The organism is Streptomyces sp. NPDC088762 (genome assembly GCF_044750905.1).
GTDB lineage: Bacteria > Actinomycetota > Actinomycetes > Streptomycetales > Streptomycetaceae > Streptomyces.
On sequence record NZ_JBIVKT010000005.1, the window covers coordinates 105,735 to 129,830 of the forward strand.

At 72.9% G+C, this 24,096-nt stretch carries 22 protein-coding genes; 10 read left to right on the forward strand and 12 right to left on the reverse strand.

From position 1 onward, the window contains the following. Window positions 1-33 precede the first annotated feature (33 nt). On the reverse strand, window positions 34-678 hold the full coding sequence (locus ACIP5M_RS14755) for a TetR family transcriptional regulator (RefSeq protein ID WP_401196577.1): 645 nt from the start codon (window positions 676-678) through the stop codon (window positions 34-36). Between the two features lie 183 nt (window positions 679-861). On the opposite strand from ACIP5M_RS14755, the gene ACIP5M_RS14760 reads away from it, so the two are divergent. Then, window positions 862-2,094 (forward strand): acyl-CoA dehydrogenase family protein, encoded by a 1,233-nt coding sequence (locus tag ACIP5M_RS14760; RefSeq protein WP_401196578.1) that lies wholly within the window; start codon window positions 862-864, stop codon window positions 2,092-2,094. Between the two features lie 51 nt (window positions 2,095-2,145). On the opposite strand, the gene ACIP5M_RS14765 is transcribed toward ACIP5M_RS14760, so the two are convergent. Continuing rightward, window positions 2,146-2,901 carry a hypothetical protein gene (locus tag ACIP5M_RS14765; protein WP_401196580.1) on the reverse strand — a complete coding sequence of 252 codons (756 nt, stop codon included), beginning with the start codon at window positions 2,899-2,901 and terminating at the stop codon, window positions 2,146-2,148. Window positions 2,902-2,964: 63 nt separating this feature from the next. Continuing rightward, window positions 2,965-3,402, reverse strand: a complete 438-nt coding sequence (locus ACIP5M_RS14770) for an SRPBCC family protein (RefSeq protein WP_401196582.1) — start codon at window positions 3,400-3,402, stop codon at window positions 2,965-2,967. Window positions 3,403-3,557: 155 nt separating this feature from the next. On the opposite strand from ACIP5M_RS14770, the gene ACIP5M_RS14775 reads away from it, so the two are divergent. After that, window positions 3,558-3,743, forward strand: coding sequence for a DUF5999 family protein (locus ACIP5M_RS14775; RefSeq protein ID WP_401196583.1), 186 nt, complete (start codon window positions 3,558-3,560; stop codon window positions 3,741-3,743). A 182-nt stretch (window positions 3,744-3,925) separates the two neighbouring features. Here the strand turns inward: ACIP5M_RS14775 and ACIP5M_RS14780 are convergent, their stop codons facing one another. The 3 genes from ACIP5M_RS14780 to ACIP5M_RS14790 form a co-directional block, all read right to left on the reverse strand. After that, complete coding sequence (locus ACIP5M_RS14780) at window positions 3,926-6,022, reverse strand: ATP-binding protein (RefSeq protein ID WP_401196585.1); 2,097 nt, start codon at window positions 6,020-6,022, stop codon at window positions 3,926-3,928. 62 nt (window positions 6,023-6,084) lie between these two features. Next, the gene (locus ACIP5M_RS14785) at window positions 6,085-7,050 is read right to left on the reverse strand and encodes a fibronectin type III domain-containing protein (RefSeq protein WP_401196588.1); all 966 of its coding nucleotides are present in this window, start codon (window positions 7,048-7,050) and stop codon (window positions 6,085-6,087) included. A gap of 148 nt (window positions 7,051-7,198) precedes the next feature. Beyond that, window positions 7,199-8,050: a LysR family transcriptional regulator gene (locus ACIP5M_RS14790; protein ID WP_401196590.1), complete on the reverse strand. Its 852-nt coding sequence runs from the start codon at window positions 8,048-8,050 to the stop codon at window positions 7,199-7,201. 100 nt (window positions 8,051-8,150) lie between these two features. Between ACIP5M_RS14790 and ACIP5M_RS14795 the strand changes: the two genes are divergently transcribed. From ACIP5M_RS14795 to ACIP5M_RS14805, 3 genes are all read left to right on the forward strand, one after another. After that, a complete protein-coding gene (locus ACIP5M_RS14795; protein WP_401196592.1) occupies window positions 8,151-8,882 on the forward strand; it encodes an SDR family NAD(P)-dependent oxidoreductase in 732 nt (243 codons plus the stop codon). Window positions 8,883-9,046: 164 nt separating this feature from the next. Then, a complete protein-coding gene (locus ACIP5M_RS14800) occupies window positions 9,047-9,241 on the forward strand; it encodes a hypothetical protein (RefSeq protein WP_385179762.1) in 195 nt (64 codons plus the stop codon). 178 nt (window positions 9,242-9,419) lie between these two features. Continuing rightward, the gene (locus tag ACIP5M_RS14805; RefSeq protein WP_401196595.1) at window positions 9,420-10,988 is read left to right on the forward strand and encodes a hypothetical protein; all 1,569 of its coding nucleotides are present in this window, start codon (window positions 9,420-9,422) and stop codon (window positions 10,986-10,988) included. Window positions 10,989-11,039: 51 nt separating this feature from the next. Here ACIP5M_RS14805 and ACIP5M_RS14810 read toward each other — a convergent pair whose 3' ends face one another. Together ACIP5M_RS14810 and ACIP5M_RS14815 are read right to left on the reverse strand one after the other, a co-directional pair. Next, complete coding sequence (locus tag ACIP5M_RS14810; RefSeq protein WP_401196598.1) at window positions 11,040-11,660, reverse strand: cytochrome b/b6 domain-containing protein; 621 nt, start codon at window positions 11,658-11,660, stop codon at window positions 11,040-11,042. Then, window positions 11,644-12,297, reverse strand: a complete 654-nt coding sequence (locus tag ACIP5M_RS14815; RefSeq protein ID WP_401197194.1) for a molybdopterin-dependent oxidoreductase — start codon at window positions 12,295-12,297, stop codon at window positions 11,644-11,646. The genes ACIP5M_RS14810 and ACIP5M_RS14815 overlap by 17 nt, the downstream gene beginning before the upstream one ends. 178 nt (window positions 12,298-12,475) lie before the next feature. Here ACIP5M_RS14815 and ACIP5M_RS14820 point away from each other — a divergent pair, with 178 nt between their 5' ends. Both ACIP5M_RS14820 and ACIP5M_RS14825 read left to right on the forward strand, forming a co-directional pair. Further along, window positions 12,476-13,162, forward strand: a complete 687-nt coding sequence (locus ACIP5M_RS14820; RefSeq protein WP_401196600.1) for a helix-turn-helix transcriptional regulator — start codon at window positions 12,476-12,478, stop codon at window positions 13,160-13,162. Window positions 13,163-13,194: 32 nt separating this feature from the next. Further along, window positions 13,195-13,698 (forward strand): DUF3291 domain-containing protein, encoded by a 504-nt coding sequence (locus tag ACIP5M_RS14825; protein WP_401196603.1) that lies wholly within the window; start codon window positions 13,195-13,197, stop codon window positions 13,696-13,698. A gap of 16 nt (window positions 13,699-13,714) precedes the next feature. On the opposite strand, the gene ACIP5M_RS14830 is transcribed toward ACIP5M_RS14825, so the two are convergent. Beyond that, complete coding sequence (locus tag ACIP5M_RS14830; protein ID WP_401197197.1) at window positions 13,715-17,467, reverse strand: helix-turn-helix domain-containing protein; 3,753 nt, start codon at window positions 17,465-17,467, stop codon at window positions 13,715-13,717. A gap of 447 nt (window positions 17,468-17,914) precedes the next feature. Between ACIP5M_RS14830 and ACIP5M_RS14835 the strand changes: the two genes are divergently transcribed. Next, entirely contained in the window at window positions 17,915-18,934 is a 1,020-nt protein-coding gene (locus ACIP5M_RS14835; protein ID WP_401197200.1) for a nitrous oxide reductase family maturation protein NosD, read from the forward strand. A 35-nt stretch (window positions 18,935-18,969) separates the two neighbouring features. Further along, window positions 18,970-20,055, forward strand: coding sequence for a methyltransferase (locus tag ACIP5M_RS14840; protein WP_401196605.1), 1,086 nt, complete (start codon window positions 18,970-18,972; stop codon window positions 20,053-20,055). 71 nt (window positions 20,056-20,126) lie between these two features. On the opposite strand, the gene ACIP5M_RS14845 is transcribed toward ACIP5M_RS14840, so the two are convergent. Together ACIP5M_RS14845 and ACIP5M_RS14850 are read right to left on the reverse strand one after the other, a co-directional pair. Further along, window positions 20,127-20,387: an acyl carrier protein gene (locus ACIP5M_RS14845; protein ID WP_401196607.1), complete on the reverse strand. Its 261-nt coding sequence runs from the start codon at window positions 20,385-20,387 to the stop codon at window positions 20,127-20,129. Between the two features lie 13 nt (window positions 20,388-20,400). Continuing rightward, entirely contained in the window at window positions 20,401-21,513 is a 1,113-nt protein-coding gene (locus ACIP5M_RS14850) for a SchA/CurD-like domain-containing protein (RefSeq protein ID WP_401196609.1), read from the reverse strand. Window positions 21,514-21,660: 147 nt separating this feature from the next. Between ACIP5M_RS14850 and ACIP5M_RS14855 the strand changes: the two genes are divergently transcribed. Further along, window positions 21,661-23,346 (forward strand): FAD-dependent oxidoreductase, encoded by a 1,686-nt coding sequence (locus ACIP5M_RS14855; protein ID WP_401196612.1) that lies wholly within the window; start codon window positions 21,661-21,663, stop codon window positions 23,344-23,346. An 81-nt stretch (window positions 23,347-23,427) separates the two neighbouring features. Here ACIP5M_RS14855 and ACIP5M_RS14860 read toward each other — a convergent pair whose 3' ends face one another. Further along, the gene (locus ACIP5M_RS14860) at window positions 23,428-24,045 is read right to left on the reverse strand and encodes a TetR/AcrR family transcriptional regulator (protein ID WP_401196615.1); all 618 of its coding nucleotides are present in this window, start codon (window positions 24,043-24,045) and stop codon (window positions 23,428-23,430) included. Window positions 24,046-24,096 lie beyond the last annotated feature (51 nt).

Consider the following 24,096-nt stretch of genomic DNA (forward strand, 5'->3'; position numbering starts at 1 on the left):
GGGGTTGGAAGTGCCCCCCGGCGGGGCGGAACGTCAGAAGCCCGGGCCGTCCTCGCGGTTGCCGGCCGTGGCCAGGCGGCCCCACAGGAGGTCGGTGAGGCCGGCGACGAGTTCCGCGCGCTCGCAGGGGCGTTCGCCGAGCCACCAGTCGCCGGCGGCGTGCATCATGCCGACGATGCCGTGGCCCCAGACGCGAGCCAGCCGTTCGCCGTCCGGGCCAAGGTCCACGCGTTCGCCGATCACCTTGGCCAGCTCCTCGCCCAGACGCCGCAGCAGCGGGGCCGAGTGCAGGCCGACGTCGAACCCGCGCTCGGTGCTCTGGGAGTCCTCCGCCGGGTGCATCAGGAAGCGGTAGACCTGGGGCCGGGCCTCGATGGCGGCGAGGTAGGTGTCGAGCGTGGACTCCACCCGGCGGCGCCGCTCGGCCGGGGCGTCGAGTGCCGCCCGCAGGGAGTCGAGCAGGGCGTCGGTGTGCCGGACGGCCAGGGCCTGGTACAGGCCCGCCTTGTCGCCGAAGTGGCGGTAGAGGATGGGCTTGGTGATGCCGGCCTCGGCCGCGATGGCGTTCATGGAAGCCTTGGGGCCGTCCCTGAGCACGACGCGGTCGGCCGCTTCGAGCAGCTCCCGGCGCCGGCGCTCGGCCGTTCCCGGCTCGCCTGCCTGCTGCGTGGTCTCCATGATGTGTTTCTCTCCCCGCCCGTGCGATGTGCGTGACGCCCACGCAACGTAACACCCCGCACGCCCCGACCATCGGGACCGTCGGTGCTTGACAGTGCTTACTGACCGGTAACAGACTGTCGCCATCGCGCAGGTTACCGCTAGTAACCTCCGCTGGGACGAGAACAGACAGGTGGAGGGGACATGGCGGAGTTCACCATGGAGCTCAACGACGACCAGAAGCAGGTACGGGACTGGATCCACGGCTTCGCCGCCGACGTCATCCGGCCCGCGGCCGCGGAATGGGACGAGCGCGAAGAGACTCCCTGGCCCGTCATCCAGGAAGCCGCGAAGGTGGGCATCTACTCGCTGGACTTCTACGCCCAGCAGTTCTTCGACCCCACGGGCCTCGGCATCCCGATGGCGATGGAGGAGCTCTTCTGGGGTGACGCGGGCATCGCTCTGTCCATCGTCGGCACCGGGCTGGCGGCCATCGGCGTCGTGGCGAACGGAACCGAGGAGCAGATCGGCACCTGGATCCCCCAGATGTACGGCACCCCGGACGACGTGAAGGTCGCCGCCTTCTGCTCCTCCGAGCCGGACGCGGGCTCCGATGTGGGTTCCATGCGCACACGGGCCGTCTACGACCAGGCCAAGGACGAGTGGGTGCTGAACGGCACCAAGACCTGGGCGACCAACGGCGGTATCGCCAACGTCCACATCGTCGTCGCCGTCGTCGACCCGGAGCTGGGCACGAAGGGCCACGCCTCCTTCATCATCCCGCCGGACACCCCCGGCCTGTCGCAGGGGCAGAAGTTCAAGAAGCACGGCATCCGCGCCTCCCACACCGCCGAGGTGGTGCTGGAGGACGTACGGGTGCCCGGCTCCTGCCTGCTGGGCGGCAAGGAGAAGCTGGACGAGCGGCTGGCGCGGGCGCGGGAGCGGGCGCGCAGCGGCGGTGCGGGCGAGCGCGTGAAGAACGCCGCCATGGCCACCTTCGAGGCCTCGCGGCCGGCGGTCGGGGCGATGGCGGTGGGCACCGCGCGCGCGGCGTACGAGGTGGCCCTGGACTACGCGAAGACGCGGACGCAGTTCGGCCGGCCGATCATCGACAACCAGGGCGTGGCCTTCCAGCTGGCCGACATGCGGACCCAGATCGACGCGGCGCGGCTGCTGGTGTGGCGGGCGTCCTGGATGGCGGTCGCGGGCCGGCCGTTCACCTCGGCGGAGGGTTCGATGTCCAAGCTGTTCGCGAGCGAGGTCGCGAAGAAGGTGACCGCGCAGGCGGTCCAGATCCTCGGCGGGAACGGGTTCACCAGGGAGTACCCGGTGGAGCGGATGCACCGCGACAGCGCGATCTACACGATCTTCGAGGGGACGAGCGAGATCCAGCGGCTGGTGATCGCGCGGACGATCTCCGACATGCCGATCCGGTAGGCGCCGCGCCCCGGCCGGGGTGCGGGGCGCGCCCCGCACCCCGGCCGCGTCTCAGCGCAGGGGCGCGAGACAGGTCGGCGTGGAGCCGCCGGGGCCGTACTCGAGGCCGGCGTAGAACTCGCCGTCCGCGCAGGTCGTCCCGGGCTGCTCGAGCCGTCGGGTGACGCGGTACTCCGCCGACGGGGAGCCGCAGGACTCGACGATCAGTTCCTGGTCGCTCCAGTCACCCGCGTTGCGTACGCACTGCCCCACGGTCAGCGTCACCGGCTTGTCGTCACCGACCACGAGGCCGATCACGAGGAGCGTGGGGAAGGCGAGGACGACGAGCAGCATCGGCACGAGGACGAGCAGGAAGGGGACCCGGCGCCAGAGCGGCCTGCCGGGGTCGAGCGGCGGGCGGAAGCCGCCCGCAGGGGGAGCGAGGCGGCGGAAGGCGGCCCGCGGCCCGAGGTTCATCAGCAGGGTCACGGGCGTGATGAAGGCGGACAGGGGACCCCACCAGCCCTGCCACATGGTGTCCGAGGACATGCGGCGGTAGGTGGCGAGCCCGCAGTCGCGGCAGAACGGCCCCTTCCGGCTCAGGAACCGCATCAGCACGATGAAGCCCTGGTGGCCGTACACGGTCTCGGCAGCGACCGGCCACGCCCCGCACATGCGGCAGCCGTGGGCGCCCGGCTGCGGCGGCATGCCGTACGCGCCGTAGGGGGCCTGCTGCGGAACCTGCGGAACCTGCGGGGCGTACGGGTTGTGCGGGCCGTACGGGTAGGGGCCGGCGCCCTGCTGCTGCGGGGGTGGCGGAGTGGCCACGGAGATCTCCTCGGTCGCGTAGTGATCACCGGCAGTGTGATCACGGCACCATAGCCCCGGGCCTCAGCGACCCAGCAGCCGGGCGAGGGCCCGCCGGAAGAGCAGCCGGCCCGCCGCAAGGACCAGGGGGTCGAGGGCGTGGGGGAGGCCGCGCACGCGCAGCTCCTCGCGCCAGTGGACCTCCGTGCCGTCCGGGGCGAGGGGGCGGACCTCGATCTCCGCCCAGCCCGTCACCGCGCGGCCGCGCTTCTCCAGACGGACCAGTCCCGGGATGCCGGGCGCCGGGGGACGCCATACGGTGACTTCCATCGGGTCGTCGAATGTGATCCTGCCCACGCCCGTGCGTGCCGTGAAGATCGTCCCGACATGTGTCGGCGGCGGCGTCGCGATGATCGTCCGCGTGAGGGGAACCTGCGCCCCGTGGCGTTCCCAGTCCGTCAGCCGCAGCCACGTCTCGGCGGCCGGCAGATGCGTACGGCGAATGATCCGGATAACGGGCATGAGCGCATGGTAATCGGGCATACACACCCTGAACTGGACCGGGAATATGGGTTCCGTCCGGGGGCGGCGATCAGTAATACTCACCGCCACCGTGGATCGCGGATTCGACCGGGTGACCACCGGCCCTCCCGCCCCACTTTGCGAGGAGGTGCGCCATGTGCTCCCACCAGCCCCCCTGCCCTGCCGCTGACAGTCCAGACCACGATGCCGCCCGGACCGTGGCCTTCCATCCCGAACAGGGGTGGAGCCTGCTCTGCAACGGCGTGGTGATCTTCGACGACACCGGTGAACTGCTCCCCGAAGGCCGAACGGTGGAACCCCGCCGCCCGGCCCTGGTCTGAGCGAGGAGGCAGCATGCGTCAGCAGCTGATCCGCAAGCCCGTTCCCAAGCCCGCCCCCCGAGACCTGGACCTTCGCACACCGTCGGGCAGACCCCTCCCGTACTGACGGGAGCACAGGTGACGGATCATGTGCCGGACCAGGTGACGGTCCGGGGGCCAACAGGGCGTCCACCGGCCGGTGTTCAGCCGGTGGGCGACGCCGCCCCGCCCCGGAAGGCCGTCTCGTAGGCGGCGTCGCCGATCGCCGCCCGGGCCTGCCGTTCGCCCTGGTCCCGCAGGGCCGTCAGCGAGGGCGAGCCCATCTGCGGCCGGCCCACCGTGCGCCACACGGCGTGCCCGGTGCCCAGCAGGCGCGCCGCCAGTTCCCCGTCGCCCAGCGCGGCCACCGCCGTGGCCAGCAGGTCCAGGCCCAGGGCGATCCCGAAACGGTCCCCGAGCAGCCGTTTCCCCGACAGCATGGCCCGGACGTGCCGGGCCGCTTCCCCGTGCTCGCCCAGGCCCAGCGCGGCCACCGCCAGGACGTAGTCGGCGTACGCCCGAAGCCAGCGCTCGCCCAGCTCCGCGCACGTTTCCCGCAGGGCCAGCGCCTCCTGCGCCGCCTCCTCGAAGCGCCGCAGGTCGCACAGCGCGTAGGCGGTGGCCAGCTTGCACAGCAGCCAGCCGGCGCCGCTCGTCCGCCCGCCGTGGCCCGCCCGCGCCCGTGGACCGGCGAGCGCGAGGGCCCGTACCGGATCGCCCGGCATGAGCACGGAAACCGCCCGCAGATAGGCCGCGCGCAGCTCCCGCTCCGGATCCGCCAGCCGGGCCGCGCCGCCCGTGCACTCCTCGCCGGCCCGCAGGGCGACGGTCATGTCCCCCTGGAGCAGGGCGGTGAGGCCCAGCGCCCAGAGGGCCTGGTTGTACGCGGCCCCCGTGGGCGGGGAGGCCTCCAGGGCCCGTTCCAGGAAGCCGCGGCCCTCGTGCCCGTGCCCGCAGCAGAACCAGTGGAACCACAGCGCCCCGGCCATCTCCAGTGCCGTCGGCGGGTCGGAGCGCAGCAGGTGCTCCAGGGCGGTGCGCAGCTGCGGGTGTTCGGCGCTCATCCTGCGGTACCAGTCCACCTGCCCGGGGCCCAGCCAGCCCCGGTCCGCGGCCTGGGCGAGCGCCGCGTACCAGTGGGCGTGCCGGTCGGCGACGATCCGCGTCTCGGCGAGCTCGTCCAGCCAGTCGTGCCCGTACTCGCGGATCGTGTCCAGCATCCGGTAGCGGGTCCCGGCGCCCCGCTCCTCGGTGCGGCGCACCACGGACTTGGCGACCAGGCCCGCCAGCACCCGCTCCACCCGGGAGGCGGGCAGTGGGCCGCCCGCGCACACGGCGCGGGCCGCAGCGACGTCGAAGTCCCCCGTGAAGACCGACAGCCGGGCCCACAGCAGCCGTTCCAGCGGCTCGCACAGCTCGTGGCTCCAGCCGATCGCGGTCCGCATCGTCTGGTGCCGGGGCAGCACGGCGGCCCGGGTGCCGGAGAGCACGTCGAAGCGCGCTCCGATCCGCTCGGCCATCTGCTCCAGCGACCAGCGGCGCATCCGGGCTCCGGCGAGTTCCAGGGCGAGCGGGATCCCGTCGAGGCGGCGGCACAACTCGGCGGCGACAGTGGCCCGTTCCGGGTCCTCGAAGCAGGCCGCCGCCTGCGGGGTGGCGGCGAGGGCGTGGGCGCGGAAGAGGGCGAGGGCATCGCTGTCGGGTCCCTCACAGGGCAGCGGGCGGATCTCGACGACCTCCTCGCCGGGTGAGCCGAGCGGCTCCCGGGAGGTGACCAGGACCGTCAACCCCGGCGCTGATTGGAGGAGTTCGCCCACGAGGTGGCGGCATTCGGCCACCAGGTGCTCGCAGGTGTCCAGGACGAGGAGGAGCTCCTTGTCGGACATCCACGCGCACAGCTCCTCGTCGAGGGGGCGCGGGGAGTGGTCGCAGAGGCCCATGGTGTGGGAGACGGTCGCGGTCAGCAGTCCGGGGTCGCGCAGCGGCGACAGCTCCACCCACCACACGCCGTCGGGTCGCGCCCGGCCGGCGGCGGCGACGGCCCGCAGGGCGATCCGGGACTTGCCGACACCGCCCACGCCGGTGAGGGTGATCAGCCGCCTGTGGGGCAAGAGGCGTTCGAGCAGCGCCAGTTCGTGACTGCGGCCGACGAAGCCGGCCGGTTCCGGCGGCAGATTTCCCGACGTGGCGCCGGCGGCCGGCGTGAGGTCGCCGTCCGAGGAATCTGCCTGATTGTTGTTGACCGAGTACTCACCGAACACGGATGTATTGTGCGTGATCTTCTTTCCCAGCAAGGGCGTTCAGGCCGGATCGTTGCGCGGACTCAGGCCACGAGCGTGATCCGGCGCTCCGCAGAGAAGGACCCCCAGGTGCCGTCGGGCAGCCGGGCGCGCAGTTTGACGGCCCAGACGGTACCGGCCGGCTCGGTCACGATGAGCCGGTGCTCGGCCCGGCCGCCGGGTACGGCGCCGGCGCCGAACTGGATGACCGTGGTGGGCTTTCCGTTGACGTACAGCTCGTACTCGCTGGTCTCGCGGCCGGTCTCCGGCGCCGTCCAGCCGAGGGTGACCGCGCCGGGGGAGGCGGCCGCCGTGAAGTCGGCGGGCGCCGTGTTCGGGCCTTCGCCGGAGGCGGGCGGGGTCGTCACGTCCGCCGGCGGGCCGTCGGGCGAGGAGTTGTCCGCGCCGTCGCGGGCCCGCACGGTGAAGGTGTACACCGTGTCCGGCTGGAGGCCGCTCAGCGCGGTGGTGCTCTCGGAGGGGCCGGCGGTGTGGATCCGTACGCCGCTCTGGTAGACGTCGTACGCAGTCACCGCCGTGTCGTCCGTGGCCGCCGACCACGTCACCTGGGCGGACCGGGGCCCGGTCGCCCGGGCGGTGGTGACCGCGGGCGCGGTGGGCGCCCGGTGGTCCTCGGCCTTGGCGGCGGGTGTGGTGGCCCGCGCGGCCGGGGCGGCCGGGGAGAGGTTGCCGGCGGCGTCCTCGGCCTTGACGGTGAACGAGTAGCCGGTCTGCGGGGCGAGGCCGGTGACGTCCACCATGGTGGTGCCGGCCGGGAGTTCGCGGACCAGGCGGTCGCCTTCGAAGACGCGGTAGCCGGTCACCCCGTCGTGTTCCCCGGCCGCGTTCCACATGACGTGCACGGTGGTGGCGCTGCCGGCCTGCGCGGTGAGGCCGGCGGGGGCGGGCGGGGGATCGGTGTCGGGGGCGGTGCATGCGGCTGCGCCGCCGAGGAGGAGGACGAGCGCGAGCGCCGGGGCGTGCCGGCGTCGGGCGTGGGGCACGGGCATGCCGTCCTCCTTCCGAGCAACCTTCCGGGTAAAGGTCTAGACATGTATGGCACGAGGGGGCCGAGCCGGGCAACCCCCTTGCGGGATGCGGCGGTCCACTTCCGTGGTGGATGAATGCTGCGGGGTGGAGCCCGGGCGGGCGGGTGGGCTACTGGAGACGTGTCGCAGTCCGGACGAGGTCGGCGACGGCTCTGGACCGGCTGTGCGGTGGCCAGGCGATCACGGTGGTGACGGTCGGCGCGTCCAGCACGGGCACGGCGGCGAGGTCACCGTGCAGTTGGGCCCGGCACGACTCCGGTGAGACCGCACAGGCACGGCCGAGCGCGACGAGCTGCAACAGCTGCGCATGGTCGCGGACCTGCGGGCCGGGGCCGGGCGGGTAGGTGCCGTCGGGGCCGGGCCAGCGTGGGAGGGGCAGGCCCGGCAGCCCGGTGATGTCGGCCATGTGCACATGGGCCCGGGCGGTGAGCGGATGCCCGGCCGGCAGGACCGCGACCTGACTCTCGGTGCTGAGCTCTTCGGTGTGGAATCCGGCCGTCGAGTCGAACGGCCGGTGCAGCAGCGCCACGTCGGCCCGTCCCTCGCGCAGGAGTCGTTCCTGCTCGGCCGGACCGCACAGGATGACGTCGACGGGGACCGCGCCGGGTTCGGCGGCGTACGCGTCGAGCAGTCTCGCCAGCAGTTCCCTGGACGCGCTGGCCTTCGTGACCAGGACCAGGCCGGGGCGGCCGGTCACGGCAAGGGCGGCGCGACGGGTCCGACGCTCGGCGGCCTCGACCGCGTCGAGGGCCGCCCGGCCCTCGACCAGCAGCACCGAGCCGGCCTCGGTGAGCGTGACCGTGCGACTGCTCCGGTCCAACAGCACTGCCCCGAGCCGGCGTTCGAGCCGCTGGATCGCCCGTGACAACGGTGGCTGCGCGATTCCGAGCCGCTGCGCGGCCCGCCCGAAGTGCAACTCTTCGGCGACAGCGACGAAATACCGCAGTTCCCGGGTCTCCATCCGGCCACGCTATCCCGTCCCGGATCGATACCCTGACGGTATCGTCGTGCACTGGATCGGTCTTGGACCCCCGCCGAGGTCCGAAGGCAGCATCGTCCCCATGACTGAACGGACGATCGCGCTGGTCACCGGCGCGAACAAGGGAATCGGCCACGAGATCGCCGCAGGCCTGGGCGCCCTCGGCTGGAGCGTCGGCGTCGGCGCTCGTGACGACCGGCGCCGAAGCGCCGCGGTGGAGAAACTGCGCGCCGCCGGCATCGACGCCTTCGCCGTACCGCTGGACGTGACCGACGACGCGAGCGCGACCGCCGCCGCACGGCTGATCGACGAACGGGCCGGACGCCTCGACGTGCTCGTCAACAACGCCGCCATCGCAGGCGACATGCCACAAGAACCCACCCGGATCGACCCCGCCACCATCCACACGGTCGTGGACACCAACGTGATCGGCGTCATCCGCGTCACCAACGCGATGCTGCCGCTGCTGCGCCGCTCCGCCGCACCACGGATCGTGAACATGTCCAGCAGCGTCGGCTCCCTCACCCGGCAGTCAGGACCCGCCGCCGAGCAGACGACAGGTCCGGTGTCCGCGGCGTACGCGCCGTCGAAGACGTTCCTGAACGCCGTCACCCTCCAATACGCCCGGGAGCTGAGCGGCACGAACATCCTGATCAACACCGGCTGCCCCGGCTACGTCGCCACCGACCTCAACGGCTTCCGCGGCGTGCGCACCCCCGCACAGGGCGCGGCGATCGCCATCAAACTCGCGACCCTGCCCGACGACGGCCCCACCGGACAGTTCTTCGACGACGCCGGCCCAGTGCCCTGGTGATGTGCGCCGCACGGCGGCCATCACCCGCCGGGCACGACCCGCGGGGACGAGATCGTCAAGGACCGACCGCCCGTCACGGACGGTCAACACCCGTACGGCGGACACGTCTTTCGCCCGGAAGCCGCCCCCGCTGCGCCACCATGGCGCCGAGTAAGGAGGTTTCGATGGTGATTTCGCTCTCCGTGGTCGTCCTGCTCCTCATCCTCGCCTGGATCTTCGTACGCAGCGGCGGCCTCAAGTTCTCGCACGCGGTCGTCTGCGTGCTGCTCGGCTTCTACCTGGCGAGCAGCAGCATGGCCGCGACCATCCACGACGGCCTGACGGCCACCGCGAACGTGGTCTCGGGGCTGAGGCCGTAGGGACGGCAGGACGCCGGGACGTAGGGACCGGCCGGCGCCAACTGCTGCTCGACTGTTGCGCGTTCGTGAATCATCCGGCTCTTCCATGGACTCCTCGGGCCGTGCGACCTAGCGTCTGGCGGCGGCGCGATGTCATACGCACTGTCAATAAAACTGAAGAGACAGGGAGGAAGCCCGGATGTTCCGAAGAGCGCTGAACTGCGCGGTGGTACCGGTCGTCGCCGCCTTCACGGTGATGTACGGTGGCCCGCCGGCCCAGGCCGAGGAGATACCCAAGGCCCCCGGCCACCGCCTGGTCAGCCATTACGACGGCAGCCCCGCGGCCGCCGCCCCGCTGCCCGGCCAAGCGCCCCCGCAGCACCCCTTCCTCGCGCCCAACGGCCGCAGCGGCATGCACTCCGACGCGGCGGGCAGTGCCACCTCACCGTGGTCCGGGCCGCTCGGCAAGGACCTCCGGGTGACCAGCGAGAAGATCGCCGCGCTCGGCGGCGAATGCGCCACCGCCACCTTCGACAAGGCCGGCCGCCTGGTCACGGTGTGCGGTACCTTCGCGGGTTTCAAGGTCAAGCTCCTGGAGCCCCGAACGCTCGCCACACTCGCGGAGTACCCGCTCCCGCAGCGTTCCTCCACGGTCGAGGCGATCACCTCGCTCGACTTCTCGAAGATCTTCAAGGACACCTCGGGCGGCGCCTACTTCTACCTGGACGACCAGGACCGCGCCGTACTGGCCGACTCGCGCCAGCACATCCTGCGGCTCGCCCACACCCAGAACCCCGACGGCAGCTGGAAGTTCACGGTCGACGACGACTGGGACCTCACCGGCCAGGTCCCGCACGACTGCGTCGGCTGGACCAACCTGTGGCCCAGCGGCACCTGCGACCCCGTCACCTCCGTCATGCCCGACTGGAACGGCCGCATCTGGTGGGTCACCCGGCAGGGCCGCGTCGGCACCGTGGACCCGGCGACCTCGCTGATCCGCTCCATCCGGCTCGACGGCGAGGAGATCCAGAACTCCTTCTCGGTCGCCGAGGACGGGGTCTCCATCGTCAGCGACCACGCGCTCTACGGCTTCCGCGCCGCCGCCGACGGCACCCCCGAGGTGCAGTGGCGCCAGACGTACGACCGCGGCACCGGTACCAAGCCCGGCTCCGTGAACCAGGGTTCGGGCACCACCCCGGACCTCTTCGGCAACGGCTACGTCGCCATCACCGACAACGCCGACGACCGGATGAACGTCCTGGTCTACAAACGGGGCGCGGACGTCCCCGCCGACCGGCGGCTCGTGTGCAAGGTGCCCGTCTTCGGACGGGGCGCCTCGACCACCGACAACTCCCTGATCACCTGGGGCAACAGCATCGTCGTCGAGAACAACTACGGCTACGAGAACCCCACCACCCTGCTGCTGGGCAAGTCCGTCGTCGGAGGCGTGACCCGCATCGACGTCCGCGCCGACGGCAGCGGCTGCGACACGGTCTGGGAGAGCGCGATCCGCGCCCCCTCCGTCGTCCCCAAGCTCTCCACCGCCAACGGGCTGCTCTACTTCTACGAGAAGGAGCCCAACGTCTGGGGCATCGACGCCTGGTACCTCACCGCGGTGGACTTCCGCACCGGTGAGCGCCGCTGGCGGCAGCTGACCGGCACGGGCCCGCTCTACGACAACAACTGGGCTCCGATCACCCTCGGACCCGACGGCACCGCGTACGTAGGCGTGTTCAACGGCATCGTCGCGGTCCGCGACGGCGGCTGATTGCGCTCCTCGGCACGTTCCGGCGGCGGGCCCCGCCGTGCGGCGCGGGGCTCAGTCCCCGGGCCGCCACAGCGGGTGCTCGCGCTCCGCCCAGTCCCGTCCGACGGAGCCGGTGCGCATGCCGCGCCGGGCCTCCGGATCGGCCAGGGCCTTGCCGATGTGCCCGGCGAGCACGATGCCGAGGGTCAGGGCCAGCCAGTCGTGGACGAAGGTGGCGCCGGTCCGCCAGACCAGCGGGGCGATGCCGGTGAACCACATCAGCAGCCCGGTGCCGAGCATCACCAGGACCGCTCCGGCCAGCCAGCCCGCGTAGAGCTTCTGCCCGGCGTTGAACTTCCCGGCGGGCCGCGACCCCGTGCGCCGGTCCCGGCGCAGTACGGCCCGCAGCCACCGCCGGTCGTGCGGTCCGAAACGGTTCAGCCGCCGCAGGTCGGCGCGGAAGGCGGGGGAGCCCAGACCCAGCAGGAAGGGCAGCGGGAGCAGCAGCCCGGACCACTCGTGCACGGTGACGACCAGGTGCCGGCGGCCCACCAGTTCCGCGAGCGGCGGCAGGTAGAGGCAGGCGGCGCCGGCCACGCACACCAGGGCGAGCGCGGCGGTGCTCCGGTGGACCAGGCGCTCGGCGCGGCTGAAGCGGCGCACGCGCGCGGCCCGTTCAGACGGTAGGGGCATCGTCGCGTCCGTTCGACCGGCCGACCCACGCGTCGACGTCGTAGCCGAGGCGCTCCCAGTAGCCCGGCTCGGGCTTCTCGGTGAGGGTGATCCCGGAGAGCCACTTGGCGGACTTGTAGAAGTACATCGGGGCGACGTACAGCCGGACCGGCCCGCCGTGGCTGTGGCCCAGCGGCCGGTCCCGCATCCGCAGTGCGACCAGCACGTCGTCGCGGCGGGCCTGCGGGAGGGTGAGGCTCTCGGTGTACGTGCCGTCGAAGCAGTCGAAACGGACGGCCCCGGCCTCGGGCCGCACCACGGCGGCGTCCAGCAGCCGCGACAGCGGCACCCCCTCGAAGGGGGTGCCCGGGACCCGCCAGCCGGTCACGCACTGCACGTCCCGGACCACCCGGGTCTGCGGGAGCCGGCGCAGCGCGTCGAGCGTGTACTGCGCCGGGCGCTCGACCAGGCCGCCGACGGTGAGGCGGTAGTCCTCCGGGCCGCGCTCGGGGACGGAGGAGGCCACCGAGTAGTAGCGGAACCCGCCGCCGTTCGGCAGCAGCTCGCCGAGGCCGGTGGGGTCCTTGTCCGCGACGGCCTCGAAGCCGCGCTGGAGGTAGGGGGCGCCGACCAGCCCGGCCGCCCCGAGGCCGAGCATGCCCAGGACCAGCCGTCGCCCGACCGGGGCGCCGCGCCCGTCGGGGTCCGTACGTTCTTCTGTGCTCACCCGCCGATTCGACCACCGCCGCGCCCCGCGGCACCAGGGGCCGCGGGGCCACGTCAGACTTCCGTCACACCCTTCTATCTCCAACTTGCGTTGTTCGTAGAATGGGCGGATGGAGGACATCGACACGATCGCGGTGCTGCAGGATCCGGTACGGCGCCGTCTGTACGAGTACGTGGTGGCGCAGGGCCGCGAGGTCGGACGCAACGAGGCCGCCGAGGCGGCCGGAGTGGCCCGGACGCTCGCCGCGCACCACCTGGACAGGCTGGCCGAGGCCGGGCTGCTGGAGAGCGGCAGCCGCCGCCTGACGGGCCGCTCGGGGCCGGGGGCGGGCCGTCCCGCCAAGGTGTACACGCGAGCGCGGACCGAGTGGGCGGTGTCGCTGCCCGCCCGCGACTACCGGACCGCCGCCGAGCTGCTCGCCGAGGCCGCCGAGCACGCCGGGCTGGACGCCGGGCTCTGTGCGGCCGCACGCCGCCGGGGCGAGGCCCTGCGGGGCTCGGCGGCGCCCTGCGGCGGCCTCGAGGAGGCCATGGAGGTCCTGGCGGCGCGCGGCTACGAACCCCATCTGGAGGGGGAGGGCGCCGACGGGGCGGCCGGGCCGGCCGCGGCCGTCGTCCGGATGCGCAACTGCCCCTTCCACTCCGTCGCCGAACGCTTCCCGCCGCTCGTCTGCGGCATGAACCTGGCGCTGCTGGAGGGGCTGCTCGGTACGGACGGCCCGGTGAGCGCCCGCATGGACGCCCGGCCGGGGGAGTGCTGCGTGGTGGTCGAGAGTTCTAAAAACAATCGGCATTGACATAGAAATGGGGGTCGTGCTGGGATGTGGCCATGACCGCATCCACGCCTGCCTTCCACCTCGCCCAAATCAACGTCGCCACGCTGCGCCATCCCCTCGACGACCCGCGCATGGCGCCGTTCGTCGAGATGCTCGCCCCGCTCAACGCCGCCGCCGACGGCACGCCCGGCTTCGTGTGGCGGCTCGTCGAGGAGGGCGTGGCCGACGCCACCGGCCTGCGCCCGGCGGGCGAGCACGTCATCGTCAACATGACCGTGTGGGAGACCCGTGAGGCCCTGTGGGACTTCACCTACCGCAGTGGGCACCTGGAGGCCATGCGGCGCCGCCGCGAATGGTTCGAGCGGCACACCGAGGCGCACCTGGTGCTCTGGTGGGTCCCCGCCGGCCACCTCCCGTCCGTCGACGAGGCCCTCGAACGGCTGGCGCACCTGCGGGCGCACGGGCCGTCCCCGCGCGCGTTCACCTTCGTCTCCTCCTACACCGCCGAAGAGGCCGCCCGGCACCTCGCGGCCGCGCCGCCGCTCCTCGGTACGTAGGAGCCGGGAGCACCCCTCAGGGAGCGGACCGCAGTCGGTCGACCGCCGCGAGCCGGGCCCCGATGTCCAGGCTCCACAGCCGGACGGTGCCGTCGGTGCTGCCGCTGGCCACCGTCCGTCCGTCGGGGGAGAAGGCCACGCTCCACACCGCGTTCGCGTGGCCCGTCAGCGCGGCCACCGGGCGGCGGCGCGCCACGTCCCACAGCCGCACCGTACGGTCGTTGCCGCTGCTGGCCAGCGTGCGGCCGTCGGGGGAGAAGGCGATGCCCCGGGCCGAGCCGGTGTGGCCGGTCAGCGATGCCTCCGGGCGGTGCAGCCGGGCGTCCCACAGGCGTACGGTGCCGTCGTTGCCGCTGCTGGCCAGCGTCTGCCCGTCCGGGCTGAAGGCCACGCCCCGTACCGCGCCCGTATGACCGGTGAGCGCCGCCAGCGGCCGTCGGCCCGCCACGTCCCACAAACGGACCGTCAGGTCGTCCCCGCCGCTCGCGAGGGTGCGCCCGTCGGGGCTGAACGCCACGGCGTTGGCGAAGTCCGTATGGCCCGTCAGCGCGGCGATCTGCTGCCGCGCCGCCACGTCCCACAGCCGGACCGTCCCGTCCGAGCCGGCCGAGGCAAGGGTGCGGCCGTCCGGTGCGAAGGCCACCGAGAACACCGTCCCGCCCTGGCCGGCGAGGGTGGCGGAGGGACCGCGCGCCGCCACGTCCCAGAGCCGGATCGTGCCGTCCGAGCCGGCCGAGGCGAGGGTGCGGCCGTCCGGTGCGAAGGCCACCGCGAAGACGGTCTCGCCGTGCCCCGCGAACTCGGCCACGGCGCGGCGCCCCGCGACGTCCCACAGCCGCACCGCGTGATCCGCCTCCGCGGTGGCCAGCAAACTGCCGTCCGGGCTGTACGCGGCGTGCCAGACCTCCGTGAAGGGGCGCGACCTCAGCACCGCGCCGCGCAGGTCCCACAGGACCACCGACTGGTCGAAGCCGGCCGTGGCGAGCACCGCGCCGGCGGAGTCCACCGCGACGCCGAGCACGTAGTCGGTGTGTCCGGAGAGCGTCGCCGCCGGCCGGCCGGCCCGTACGTCCCACAGCCTGGTCGTACCGTCGCCGCCCGCGCTGACGACCGTGGTCCCGTCCGGGGTGTAGGCGACGCCGTTGACGTCGTCGCTGTGGCCCGTCAGCGTCGCCGTCGCCCGCCGTCCGGCCACGTCCCACAGCCGCACGGTCCGGTCGACGCCGCCGGTGGCGACCGTCCGTCCGTCGGGCGCGAACGCGGCTCCCAGCACCTCGTCCGTATGCCCTTCGAGCACCACCGGCGGACGCCCTCCCTCCGGGTCCCACAGCCGTGCGGTGCGGTCGGCCCCGGCGGACACCAGCGTCCGGCCGTCCGGCGCGTACGCCAGGGCGTTGACCCTGCCGGCATGGCCCGCGAGCGTCGCCACGGCCCGGTGGCCGCTCCCGGTCTCCCACAGCCGGATGGTCCCGTCGGGCGCCGCCACGGCCAGCGTCCGCCCGTCGGGGGCGAAGGCCACGGCCCGGGCGCCGGTGGTGCTCGCGGGCAGGACCCCCGCCGTCCGGTGGCCGGCGGTGTCCCACAGCCGGGCCGGGGCGTCCGCGGACGTGGCCGCGAGCGTGCGGCCGTCGGGGCTGAAGGCGACCGCCCGCACCCGCCCGGCCAGGGTGAAGGCCGCGACCGTGCGCCGGTCGGCCACCCGCCGCAGCGTCACCGTCCCGTCCGAACCGGCCGTCGCGAGGGTGCCGTTGTCCGGCGCGAAGGCCACCGCGTTCACCGGTCCGCCGTGCCCGCCGAGCCGGGCGATGAACGGCTGGGCCTGGGTGCTCAGGAGCGCCCCCCGGGCCTCGGCCGTCGGGGCCGTCCGGTACGCCTCCCCGGCGAGCAGCATCGAGGCTTCCGGCCGGCCGGCGGCCAGCGCCGCCGACTCCAGGGCCAGCGCCCGCGAGCGGGCGATCCGCTCCTGCCCCAGCGCCCCCGCCCGCTGCTGGTACGCCAGCCCGCCGGCGCCCACGGCGAGGACCAGCAGCACGACGAGCGTGGCCAGCATCCCCTGCCGCAGCCGGACCTGGCGCCGGGCCTGCCCCGCCCGGGCCTCCTCCGCGGCCCGGCTCGCCCGGAGGAAGGCCGTCTCCAGCGGGGCGAGCCGGCTGCGGCCGTCGGGCTCGGCGGCGAGGGCTCCGGCACCGGCCGCCCCGGCCTCCTCCGCCCAGGAGAGGGCGGTGTCCAGCCGCGTTCCCCGGTACAGGGCCGAGGGATCGCGGCCCTCGCGCTCCCATTCGGCGGCGGCGTGGGACAGCTGCTGGTGGATCAGCAGGCCCTCCCGGTCGGCGTGGATCCATCCCCGCAGCCGGGGCCACGCGTGCAGCAGGGCCTCGTGGGTGATCTCGACGGTGTCGCTGTCCAGGGTGATCAGCCGGGCCCGCACGAAGGCGTCGAGCGCGGCCGCGGCCCGCTCCGCGTCGGCGAGCTGCTCCATCAGCGCGGTCCGGCTCATCCGGCGCCGGGTGGCGCCCGTACCGTCGGCGAGGTGCACGAGCCGCACCAGGATCCGGCGGATGGTCCGCTGCTCGGCCGGGTACAGAGCGGCGAAGACCTCCTCGGCGGTGTGCGCGATGGCTCCCTGGATGCCCCCGGTGTGCTCGTAACCGGCGACCGTCAGCGTCGAGCCGGTGCGCTGCCGCCAGGTGGTCATCAGCGCGTGCGAGACCAGCGGCAGCGCGCCGGAGGGCGTCCCGGCGTCGCGCAGGAGCAGCGGGACCAGGCCCGGTTCGAGGGTGAGCCCGGCGAGCTCCGCCGGGCGCGTGATCGACTCCCGCAGCTCGGCCGCGGACATCGGGGGCAGGACGAACAGCCCCTCGGTGAAGGCGGAGGCCAGCTCCGGCAGGTCCAGGCAGCTCCCGGAGAAGTCGGCCCGTACGCCGAGCACCACCACGGCCGGGTGGTCGGGCCCCGTCCCCGCCGGGCAGGTGGTGGCCAGGACCGAGAGCACCCGTACAAAGGCGCGCCGCTCGTCCTCGTCGGAGCAGAGGGTGAACAGCTCCTCGAACTGATCGACGATCAGCACAGGCCGGGCGGGAGGCGCCGCCGGGTCCGGCTCGCCTCCCCCCGGCCGGCGGACGGCGTCGAGCAGGACCCGGGGCCGCTCCCGCACCTCCTGTACGCCGATGCCCGGATCGCTTCCCAGCACCTTGGCGGTGCGGTCCAGCAGCTCCTGCAGCGGATGGGCCGTGGGCGTGAACCGCACGACCGGCCAGGTGTGCGCCCCCGCCATCGGGAACCCGCCGGGGCGCCGCAGGGCCGGTACGAGGCCCGCGTTCAGCAGCGAGGACTTGCCGGCGCCGGAGGGGGCCACCAGCACCAGCGGCCCGCGCCCGATCCGTTCGAAGAGGCGCTCGACCAGCTCGGCCGTCGCCCGCTCCCGGCCGAAGAACCAGTGCGCGTCCTGTGCGGTGAAGGCCGGCAGACCGCGGTACGGACACGGGCCCTCCGGCGGCGGCGCCTCCGTCTCGCGGGCCATCCGCAGCAGGTCCCCTCCCGCCCCCAGCACCTCGTCGCAGCGGCGTGCGACATCGGGGGTGACGGGCTTCGCCCCGGTCTCGATCTTGCTCAGGTAGCCCTTGCTGTAGTGCGTCCGGCGGGCCAGGTCGGCCAGCGACATTCCCCGTTGCACCCGCAGACGGCGCAACTGGGCGGGGAAGGGCGGGACGGTCGTGTCCGCTGCTTCGCGCTGGTGATCGGTCTTCCGACGACGGTCCGGATCCCCCACGGCATCCCCCATGGCACGGCGCCGTCCGGGCAGCGGAACGGCAGGGCCGGGCCAGGTTACAGCGGGGGTGGGGCTAACGGCCCGGTCTTGGGGGTGGTATGACGAAAACAGGAACGTCGGGAGCCGCCCGCGCGGCGGCCCCGGAAGCGGTCATGACGGGATGTGACCACGGCGACGGGATTGCCGCAGCCGGCCCCTGGGGAGCCCGTGGACGGGTTTGCGGTCGCACCGCCGCACTGGTCGTCGAGGACCCGGACCGCCACCCCCGTCCGGCATCCGGCCCACGCGCCGGCCGGCCCGTACACTCCGACGGCCCTCAAAATGAGGCCGTTTGCCTGGCGGAGGTATCCATCCGCTTGCCGAATGTGGCGAGAGGCGCAGATCGCCCATAACTTCGGAAAGGTGACGAACCGACAGTTCACGGTCCTCGCATGCATCTCCGTCGTCATGGCCGCGGGCCTCGGCGTGGCAACGCCGCCTGCCGCCGCCGCGGCCAGACACACGGTGCATCCGGGAGAATCGATCCAGGAAGCGGTGGACGCCGCACAGCCGGGCGACAGCATCACCGTGCTCGCCGGCACCTACCACGAGAGCGTGAACATCACGAAGCCGCTGACCCTGCGGGGGTCCGGGGCCAGGACCGTGATCACGCCGCCGGTCGCGCCCGTGCGCGCCGACACCGCCTGCGCACAGTCGGGCAACGGCATCTGCGTCATAGGGACGGCCGAGAAGACCGTCGACGGGGTGACCATCAGGCAGCTGACCGTGACGGGCTTCAGGAAGAGCGGGATCTGGGCCTCCCGCACCGACCGGCTGAAGGTCGAGCGGGTGACCTCCCAGAGGAACGGCACCTGGGGAATCGCCCAGGAGCGCTCCACCCGAGGTGTGTTCCGCCGCAACCTCGCCCGCGACAACGCGGAGTCCGGCATCTTCGTCGCCAACACCATCGACCGCGAGGGCGGCGCCACCGACACCCTGGGCACGGTCATCGACGACAACATGATGACCGGCAACCGGATCGGGATCACGGTCCGCCGGGTCAGGAACCTCACCGTCACCGACAACATCCTCACCGGCAACTGCGGCGGCGTGTTCGTCGTCGGTGACGAGGGCGAGCCGGGCGCCGGGGACATGACCATCAGCGGGAACGAGATCCACGAGAACAACAAGTTCTGCAAGGGCAACACCCGCCTCCCCGACATCCAGGGCGTCGGCATCGTCCTCACCGGAGCCGAGGAGACGATCATCCGTTCGAACTCGGTCCGGGGCAACGTGGGCTCCTCGCCGCTCTCCGGCGGCATCCTGCTCTTCAAGAGCTTCGTGGGCGCCACCAACACCGACAACGTCATCCGGAACAACGACGTACGGGACAACCGGCCGGCGGATCTCGTCAACCAGGGGACCGGGTCCGGCAACAGGTTCATCGACAACCGGTGCGAGACCTCCCGGCCCGCAGGGCTGTGCTGACCGGTGTTCCCCCTGCTCAGGAGAATCGAGGCCGAATGACCACGGTAAGTCCCAACCCCACCACGACCACCCCCCACTCCGCTCCCTCCACCCTCGCCACCGACACCCCCGCCACCCAGCCGGCCATGCGGCTGCGCGAGCTCGTCTTCGGGGCGGCCGTCGCCGCCGCGGTACGGGCCGCCGCCCGCCTCGGCGTGGCCGACGCGCTCGGGGAGTCGGCGGCCACCGCGGCCGAGCTCGCGGCGGCGGTGGACGCCGAGCCGCGGCCGCTGCACCGGCTGCTCCGCGCCCTGTCCTGCTACGGGATCTTCGCGGAACAGGCGGACGGAACGTTCGTCCACACCGAGATGTCACGCCTGCTGCGCGAGGACGACCCGCACAGCCTGCGCTACATCTCCCTGTGGTGCACGGAGCCCTGGACCTGGCAGGCCTGGCCCCGGCTCGACGACGCCGTCCGCTCCGGCGGCAGCGTGTTCCACGAGCTGTACGGCAAGGGGTTCTTCGACTACCTGCACCAGGACGCGCACGAGTCGGCCCACGTGTTCAACCGGGCCATGACCACGTCCAGCATGCAGTCGGCCCTGGACGTCGCGGAGCTCCTCGACCTCACCGGCGTCTCGGTCGTCGCGGACATCGGCGGCGGCCAGGGGCACGTACTGGCGAGCCTGCTGGAGAAGCACCCGACCGTCCGGGGGGTCCTGTTCGACCTGCCGGGAGTGGCGGCCAAGGCGGACCCGAGGCTGCGGGAAGGCGGTCCGCTCGCCGACCGGGCGGCCATCGTTCCCGGCGACTGCCGCGAGGCCATTCCGGTCCAGGCCGACCTGTACATCATCAAGAACATCCTGGAGTGGGACGACGACAGCACCCGCAGGACCCTGCGCAACGTCATCGGGGCGGCCCGCCCCGGCGCCAGGGTCGTCGTCATCGAGAACCTGGTGGACGACACCCCGTCGATGAGGTTCACCACCGCCATGGACCTGCTGCTGCTGCTCAACGTGGGCGGCGCGAAGCACACCAAGCACAGCATGGTCAGCCGGATGTCGGACGCCGGACTGGTGCTCGGCGAGATCCGGCCGGTCAACGCCTACCTGCACGCGTTCGAGTGCACCGTGCCCGGCTGATCCCCGCCGGCCACGCCGTACGCCCCCGGGACCGGCACGGAGCCGGTCCCGGGGGCGTTGCGCGGGTGGCGTCAGGTCGTTCCCGTCACCAGGCTGTCGTTGACGAGGTCGAGGAACTCCCGCGGGGACCTGCAGCGTTCGGCGTCGGCGGGCAGCGGCCGGCCGTGCCGGGTCTCCAGCTCCCCGACGATGCCCAGGAGCCCGAGGGAGTCCAGACCCCACTCGTCGAAGCCCGCGTCGGGGCGGCTCGCCATGGCGGCGGGATCGACGGTCACGCCGGCGCCCTTCTTCATCAGGGCGGCCAGTTCTTCCATCGTCAGTCGAGCGGTCATGACGGCCATCTCCTCAGGATTGCACCGGCGGACGCCGGTCGGTGATCGGACGCATTTCGGAGCGCGCGAGGAACCGCGAGATCTCCACGTCACTGGTGGGAACGCCGTCCTTGGCGCTGTCGAGCAGCCGGGCGAGCACGGCCGCCTTGTGGCCGCCCTCCACACCGAGCGCCAGAGCCGGCCGGGCGGCGAGCGGACCGCGCATGTCGAGCATCCGGACGACGATGTCGTCGCGCTGGAAGACGGTGCTGGCCTGGATCGGACTCTCCGGCTCGTCCACGGCCGCCTCGTCCTGGCCGGCCAGCAGCCGGGCGAGCGCCGTGCCGCATCCGTCCTTGGCCGGATAGAAGAGCGCGTGGCGCCGGACGTCCTCGGCATCGCGCCCGACGGCCGCCACGTGGTGGACCGCGGGGAGCGCCGCACGCGTGAAGAACAGCCGGGCCGATCCCGGATCGGTCAGGTCCCGGTCCTGCTCCAGATACGGGTTGATCGCCTTTTCCACGGCCTGCACCTCGGGCTGCTGGGCCACGTGGCGCAGGGCCGCGAGCAGGTCGCCCTCGACCTCGACCGTCCGTACGACGCGGTTGCCGTGCATGAAGACGGAGGTGCGGTGCAGCCGCGTCTTCTCGTCGACCTGTGCCTCCGGGGAGGCGTACGCGGCCAGCAGCTCCGCGACCTCGGACTCGCTGCCCGGCTTCACGGTGAAGGTGAGGGCGTGGCGCACGATGCCGTCGCCCCGCCGCGGGACGGGGGCCGGGACGGGGACCGGCGAGGGTGTCGAGGCACTGCCGGTCACCCGCATCACGCTGAACCGCAGCGAGCGGGTGTCGCGGACACAGCCGTGCAACGGCTGGACCGAGGCGACGTGGCTCTCGCTGTTCACCCAGGCCAGGAAGCGGGGGGCGCTCTCCCATTCGCTGGTGATGAGCCACTGCGAAGGATTCTCGATCGACTGGCACAGTTCGTCGCTGATGTGCCCGGGAACGGACGCCACCTGCTTGCGCAGGCGCTCGTACACCTCCAGGAACTGGTTCTGAGCCCCGTCGTACAGGTCCAGCAACAGCACGACCCGAAGCCTCGAGCCGTCGAAGGCGGACTGGGATATCCGTTCAGACAAGGTTGTCATCGTTCACACTCCTTCGAGACTTCGCGGTCGCCGGGGGCGGCGCCACCCGAACCCGATCGTTGTCCGGTACTGCCATCGGCGCGAGAGGGGAGCACCAAGCGGGTGAACGGGCGAGGGAACGGCCCTCGTACAGGGCATGGAAGATCCATGAAGGAAAACGTCGACCACCGCGTCCCTGTCCTCATCGTGGGCGGCTCGCTGGTGGGCCTGTGCACCTCGCTCTTTCTGGGCCGGCATGGCATCAGGCACATGCTGGTCGAGAAGCACGCGGGTACCTCACTGCACCCCCGCGGACGCGGTATCAACGTACGGACCATGGAGCTGTTCCGGGTCGCCGGTGTGGAGGCCCGGATCCGCGAGGCCGCCTCGGTCCTGGCCGACAACCACGGCATCCTCCAGGGCGGCTCCCTGACCGGCGACGACCAGGAGTGGCTGTTCGAGCGGATCGATCCCGGGGGCGCGCTCGCCCGCTTCAGCCCGTCGGCGTGGTGCCTGTGCAGCCAGAACGACATCGAACCGGTCCTGATGTCCGTGACCCCCACCCTCGGGGCGGAGCTGCGGTTCTCCACCGAGCTCCTCTCCTTCACCCCCGACGCCACCGGTGTCACCGCGATCGTGAAGAACCGGGAGACCGGGGAACACAGCACGGTGCGCGCGGACTACCTCGTCGCCGCCGACGGACCGCGCAGTCCCGTCCGGGAACAGCTGCGCATCGGCCAGAGCGGCCGGGGAGACCTGTTCCACAACGTGAGCGTCACCTTCCGCTCCCGCCGGCTCGCGGACGTGGTCGGCGACCGCCGCTTCATCGTCTGCTACCTGACCAAACCCGACGCGGACGGGGCCCTGCTGCCCGTCGACAACCGCGAGCGGTGGGTCTTCCACGCGCCCTGGCATCCCGACCGGGGCGAGACGATGGAGGACTTCACCGACGAGCGCTGCGTCGCGCACATCCGCCGGGCCGTCGGCGCGCCGGACCTGGACGTCGAGATCACCGGCAAGGCCCCTTGGCACGCCGCCGAGCGGGTCGCCGAGCGGTACGCGGCCGGGGGACGGGTGTTCCTCGCCGGGGACTCCGCCCACGAGATGTCCCCCACCGGGGCGTTCGGCTCGAACACCGGCATCCAGGACGCGCACAACCTGGCGTGGAAGCTGGCCGCGGTACTGAACGGCGCGGCGGGCCAGGGGCTGCTGGAGACGTACGAGGCCGAGCGGCTGCCGGTCGCGCGGGCGACCGCCGAGCGCGCCTCGGCCCGCTCGGCGGAGCACAGCCACCCCGGCTACGAGCCCGACCCCGACCCGGCCGCCGAGACCGCAGCCGGCCCGGCCGCCGGCTCCCCAGCCGGTCCGCGCGCCGGCGGACGACAGGGCGGGGTGCTGTCCGTGGCCATGGGCTACCGCTACCGGGAGGGCGCCGTCCTGGGCGCCGACCCGGAACTGCCCGTCGTTCCCGAACGGATGAGGCTCGTCGGTGATCCGGGCACGCGCGCTCCGCACATGTGGCTGACCGAGTCCGGCGAGCGGAAGTCCACCGTGGACCTCTACGAGCGGTCCTTCGTCGTGCTCAGCTCCGAGGGCACCCCGTGGCGGGCGGCGGCACGCTCGGTCGCCAAGCGGCTGGAGCTGGCCATGGAGGCGTACGCGATCGGCACCGGTCCGGAGGCGGACCTGGTTCCGCAGGACGGGGCCGACTGGGCCGAGGTACACGGCGCGACGCCGGCCGGCGCGGTGGTCGTACGTCCGGACGGCTTCGTGGCCTGGCGCTCGGAGGAGGCGGTCGACGATCCGGAGACGGTCCTCTACAAGGTCATGACCACGCTGCTCGCCCGGGCCTGACCGGACACCGTGAGCCCGGCCCGATCCGTACGGCACTCCCCAGGCGCTACGCGGTCCCGTCCGCGACCGCGTAGCCCGGGCTCATCCGGTGTGGCGCGCCTCGTCGCCGACGAGGCCCGCGACATGGTCGGTGATCGTGTCGAGGATGTCCGCCGAGGCGGGGTCGGCGTCCTTGCCGAGGACGAGCAGGCTCAGCGTCAGCCCGTCGGTCATGGCCGCCAGGTAGCGGGCCAGCGCCGGGGCCGGGACGCGGAGCGCGAAGCCCATGCTGCGGCCCAGCTCTTCGATGAGTTCCGCGTAGGTGTCGGCGTACAGCTCGTACTGGCGCCGCGCGAGGTGCTCGAAGCCCGGCTGGCGCAGTGCGTACTGCGTGAGCTCGTAGGTGAGCATGTGCTCGCCGGGATGGGCGTGGACGTGGTCCCAGTACGCCTGGAAGCCTGCCCGGACGGTCTCCCGGAGGGTGGTCCGGGGGCGGATCGCCTCCTTCACCACCGTGATGTAGTGCTCCGTGATCGCCTCGATGACCGATTCCAGCAGGGCCTGCTTGGAGTCGAAGCAGTAGTGGACGACGCTCAGCGACACGCCCGCCTCGGCCGCGATGGACCGGGTCGTCGTCCTGGCGACCCCGTCGCGGGTCATCGCGCGGATCGCGGCCTCGGTGAGCTGTCGGCGCCGCTCGGCCAAGGACTGCCGTGCCATGGGGTTCCCTTCGCGCTTCCGGGAAGCGGCAGGGGGGCGGGGGACCGGCCC

Bases quoted from the DNA above. Each gene is read 5' to 3' on its own strand.
- ACIP5M_RS14755 (WP_401196577.1), bottom strand. From the start codon at position 678: ATGGAGACCACGCAGCAGGCAGGCGAGCCGGGAACGGCCGAGCGCCGG.
- ACIP5M_RS14760 (WP_401196578.1), top strand. From the start codon at position 862: ATGGCGGAGTTCACCATGGAGCTCAACGACGACCAGAAGCAGGTACGG.
- ACIP5M_RS14770 (WP_401196582.1), bottom strand. From the start codon at position 3,402: ATGCCCGTTATCCGGATCATTCGCCGTACGCATCTGCCGGCCGCCGAG.
- ACIP5M_RS14775 (WP_401196583.1), top strand. From the start codon at position 3,558: ATGTGCTCCCACCAGCCCCCCTGCCCTGCCGCTGACAGTCCAGACCAC.
- ACIP5M_RS14785 (WP_401196588.1), bottom strand. From the start codon at position 7,050: ATGCCCGTGCCCCACGCCCGACGCCGGCACGCCCCGGCGCTCGCGCTC.
- ACIP5M_RS14790 (WP_401196590.1), bottom strand. From the start codon at position 8,050: ATGGAGACCCGGGAACTGCGGTATTTCGTCGCTGTCGCCGAAGAGTTG.
- ACIP5M_RS14795 (WP_401196592.1), top strand. From the start codon at position 8,151: ATGACTGAACGGACGATCGCGCTGGTCACCGGCGCGAACAAGGGAATC.
- ACIP5M_RS14800 (WP_385179762.1), top strand. From the start codon at position 9,047: ATGGTGATTTCGCTCTCCGTGGTCGTCCTGCTCCTCATCCTCGCCTGG.
- ACIP5M_RS14805 (WP_401196595.1), top strand. From the start codon at position 9,420: ATGTTCCGAAGAGCGCTGAACTGCGCGGTGGTACCGGTCGTCGCCGCC.
- ACIP5M_RS14810 (WP_401196598.1), bottom strand. From the start codon at position 11,660: ATGCCCCTACCGTCTGAACGGGCCGCGCGCGTGCGCCGCTTCAGCCGC.
- ACIP5M_RS14815 (WP_401197194.1), bottom strand. From the start codon at position 12,297: ATGCTCGGCCTCGGGGCGGCCGGGCTGGTCGGCGCCCCCTACCTCCAG.
- ACIP5M_RS14820 (WP_401196600.1), top strand. From the start codon at position 12,476: ATGGAGGACATCGACACGATCGCGGTGCTGCAGGATCCGGTACGGCGC.
- ACIP5M_RS14825 (WP_401196603.1), top strand. From the start codon at position 13,195: ATGACCGCATCCACGCCTGCCTTCCACCTCGCCCAAATCAACGTCGCC.
- ACIP5M_RS14835 (WP_401197200.1), top strand. From the start codon at position 17,915: ATGGCCGCGGGCCTCGGCGTGGCAACGCCGCCTGCCGCCGCCGCGGCC.
- ACIP5M_RS14840 (WP_401196605.1), top strand. From the start codon at position 18,970: ATGACCACGGTAAGTCCCAACCCCACCACGACCACCCCCCACTCCGCT.
- ACIP5M_RS14845 (WP_401196607.1), bottom strand. From the start codon at position 20,387: ATGACCGCTCGACTGACGATGGAAGAACTGGCCGCCCTGATGAAGAAG.
- ACIP5M_RS14850 (WP_401196609.1), bottom strand. From the start codon at position 21,513: ATGACAACCTTGTCTGAACGGATATCCCAGTCCGCCTTCGACGGCTCG.
- ACIP5M_RS14855 (WP_401196612.1), top strand. From the start codon at position 21,661: ATGAAGGAAAACGTCGACCACCGCGTCCCTGTCCTCATCGTGGGCGGC.
- ACIP5M_RS14860 (WP_401196615.1), bottom strand. From the start codon at position 24,045: ATGGCACGGCAGTCCTTGGCCGAGCGGCGCCGACAGCTCACCGAGGCC.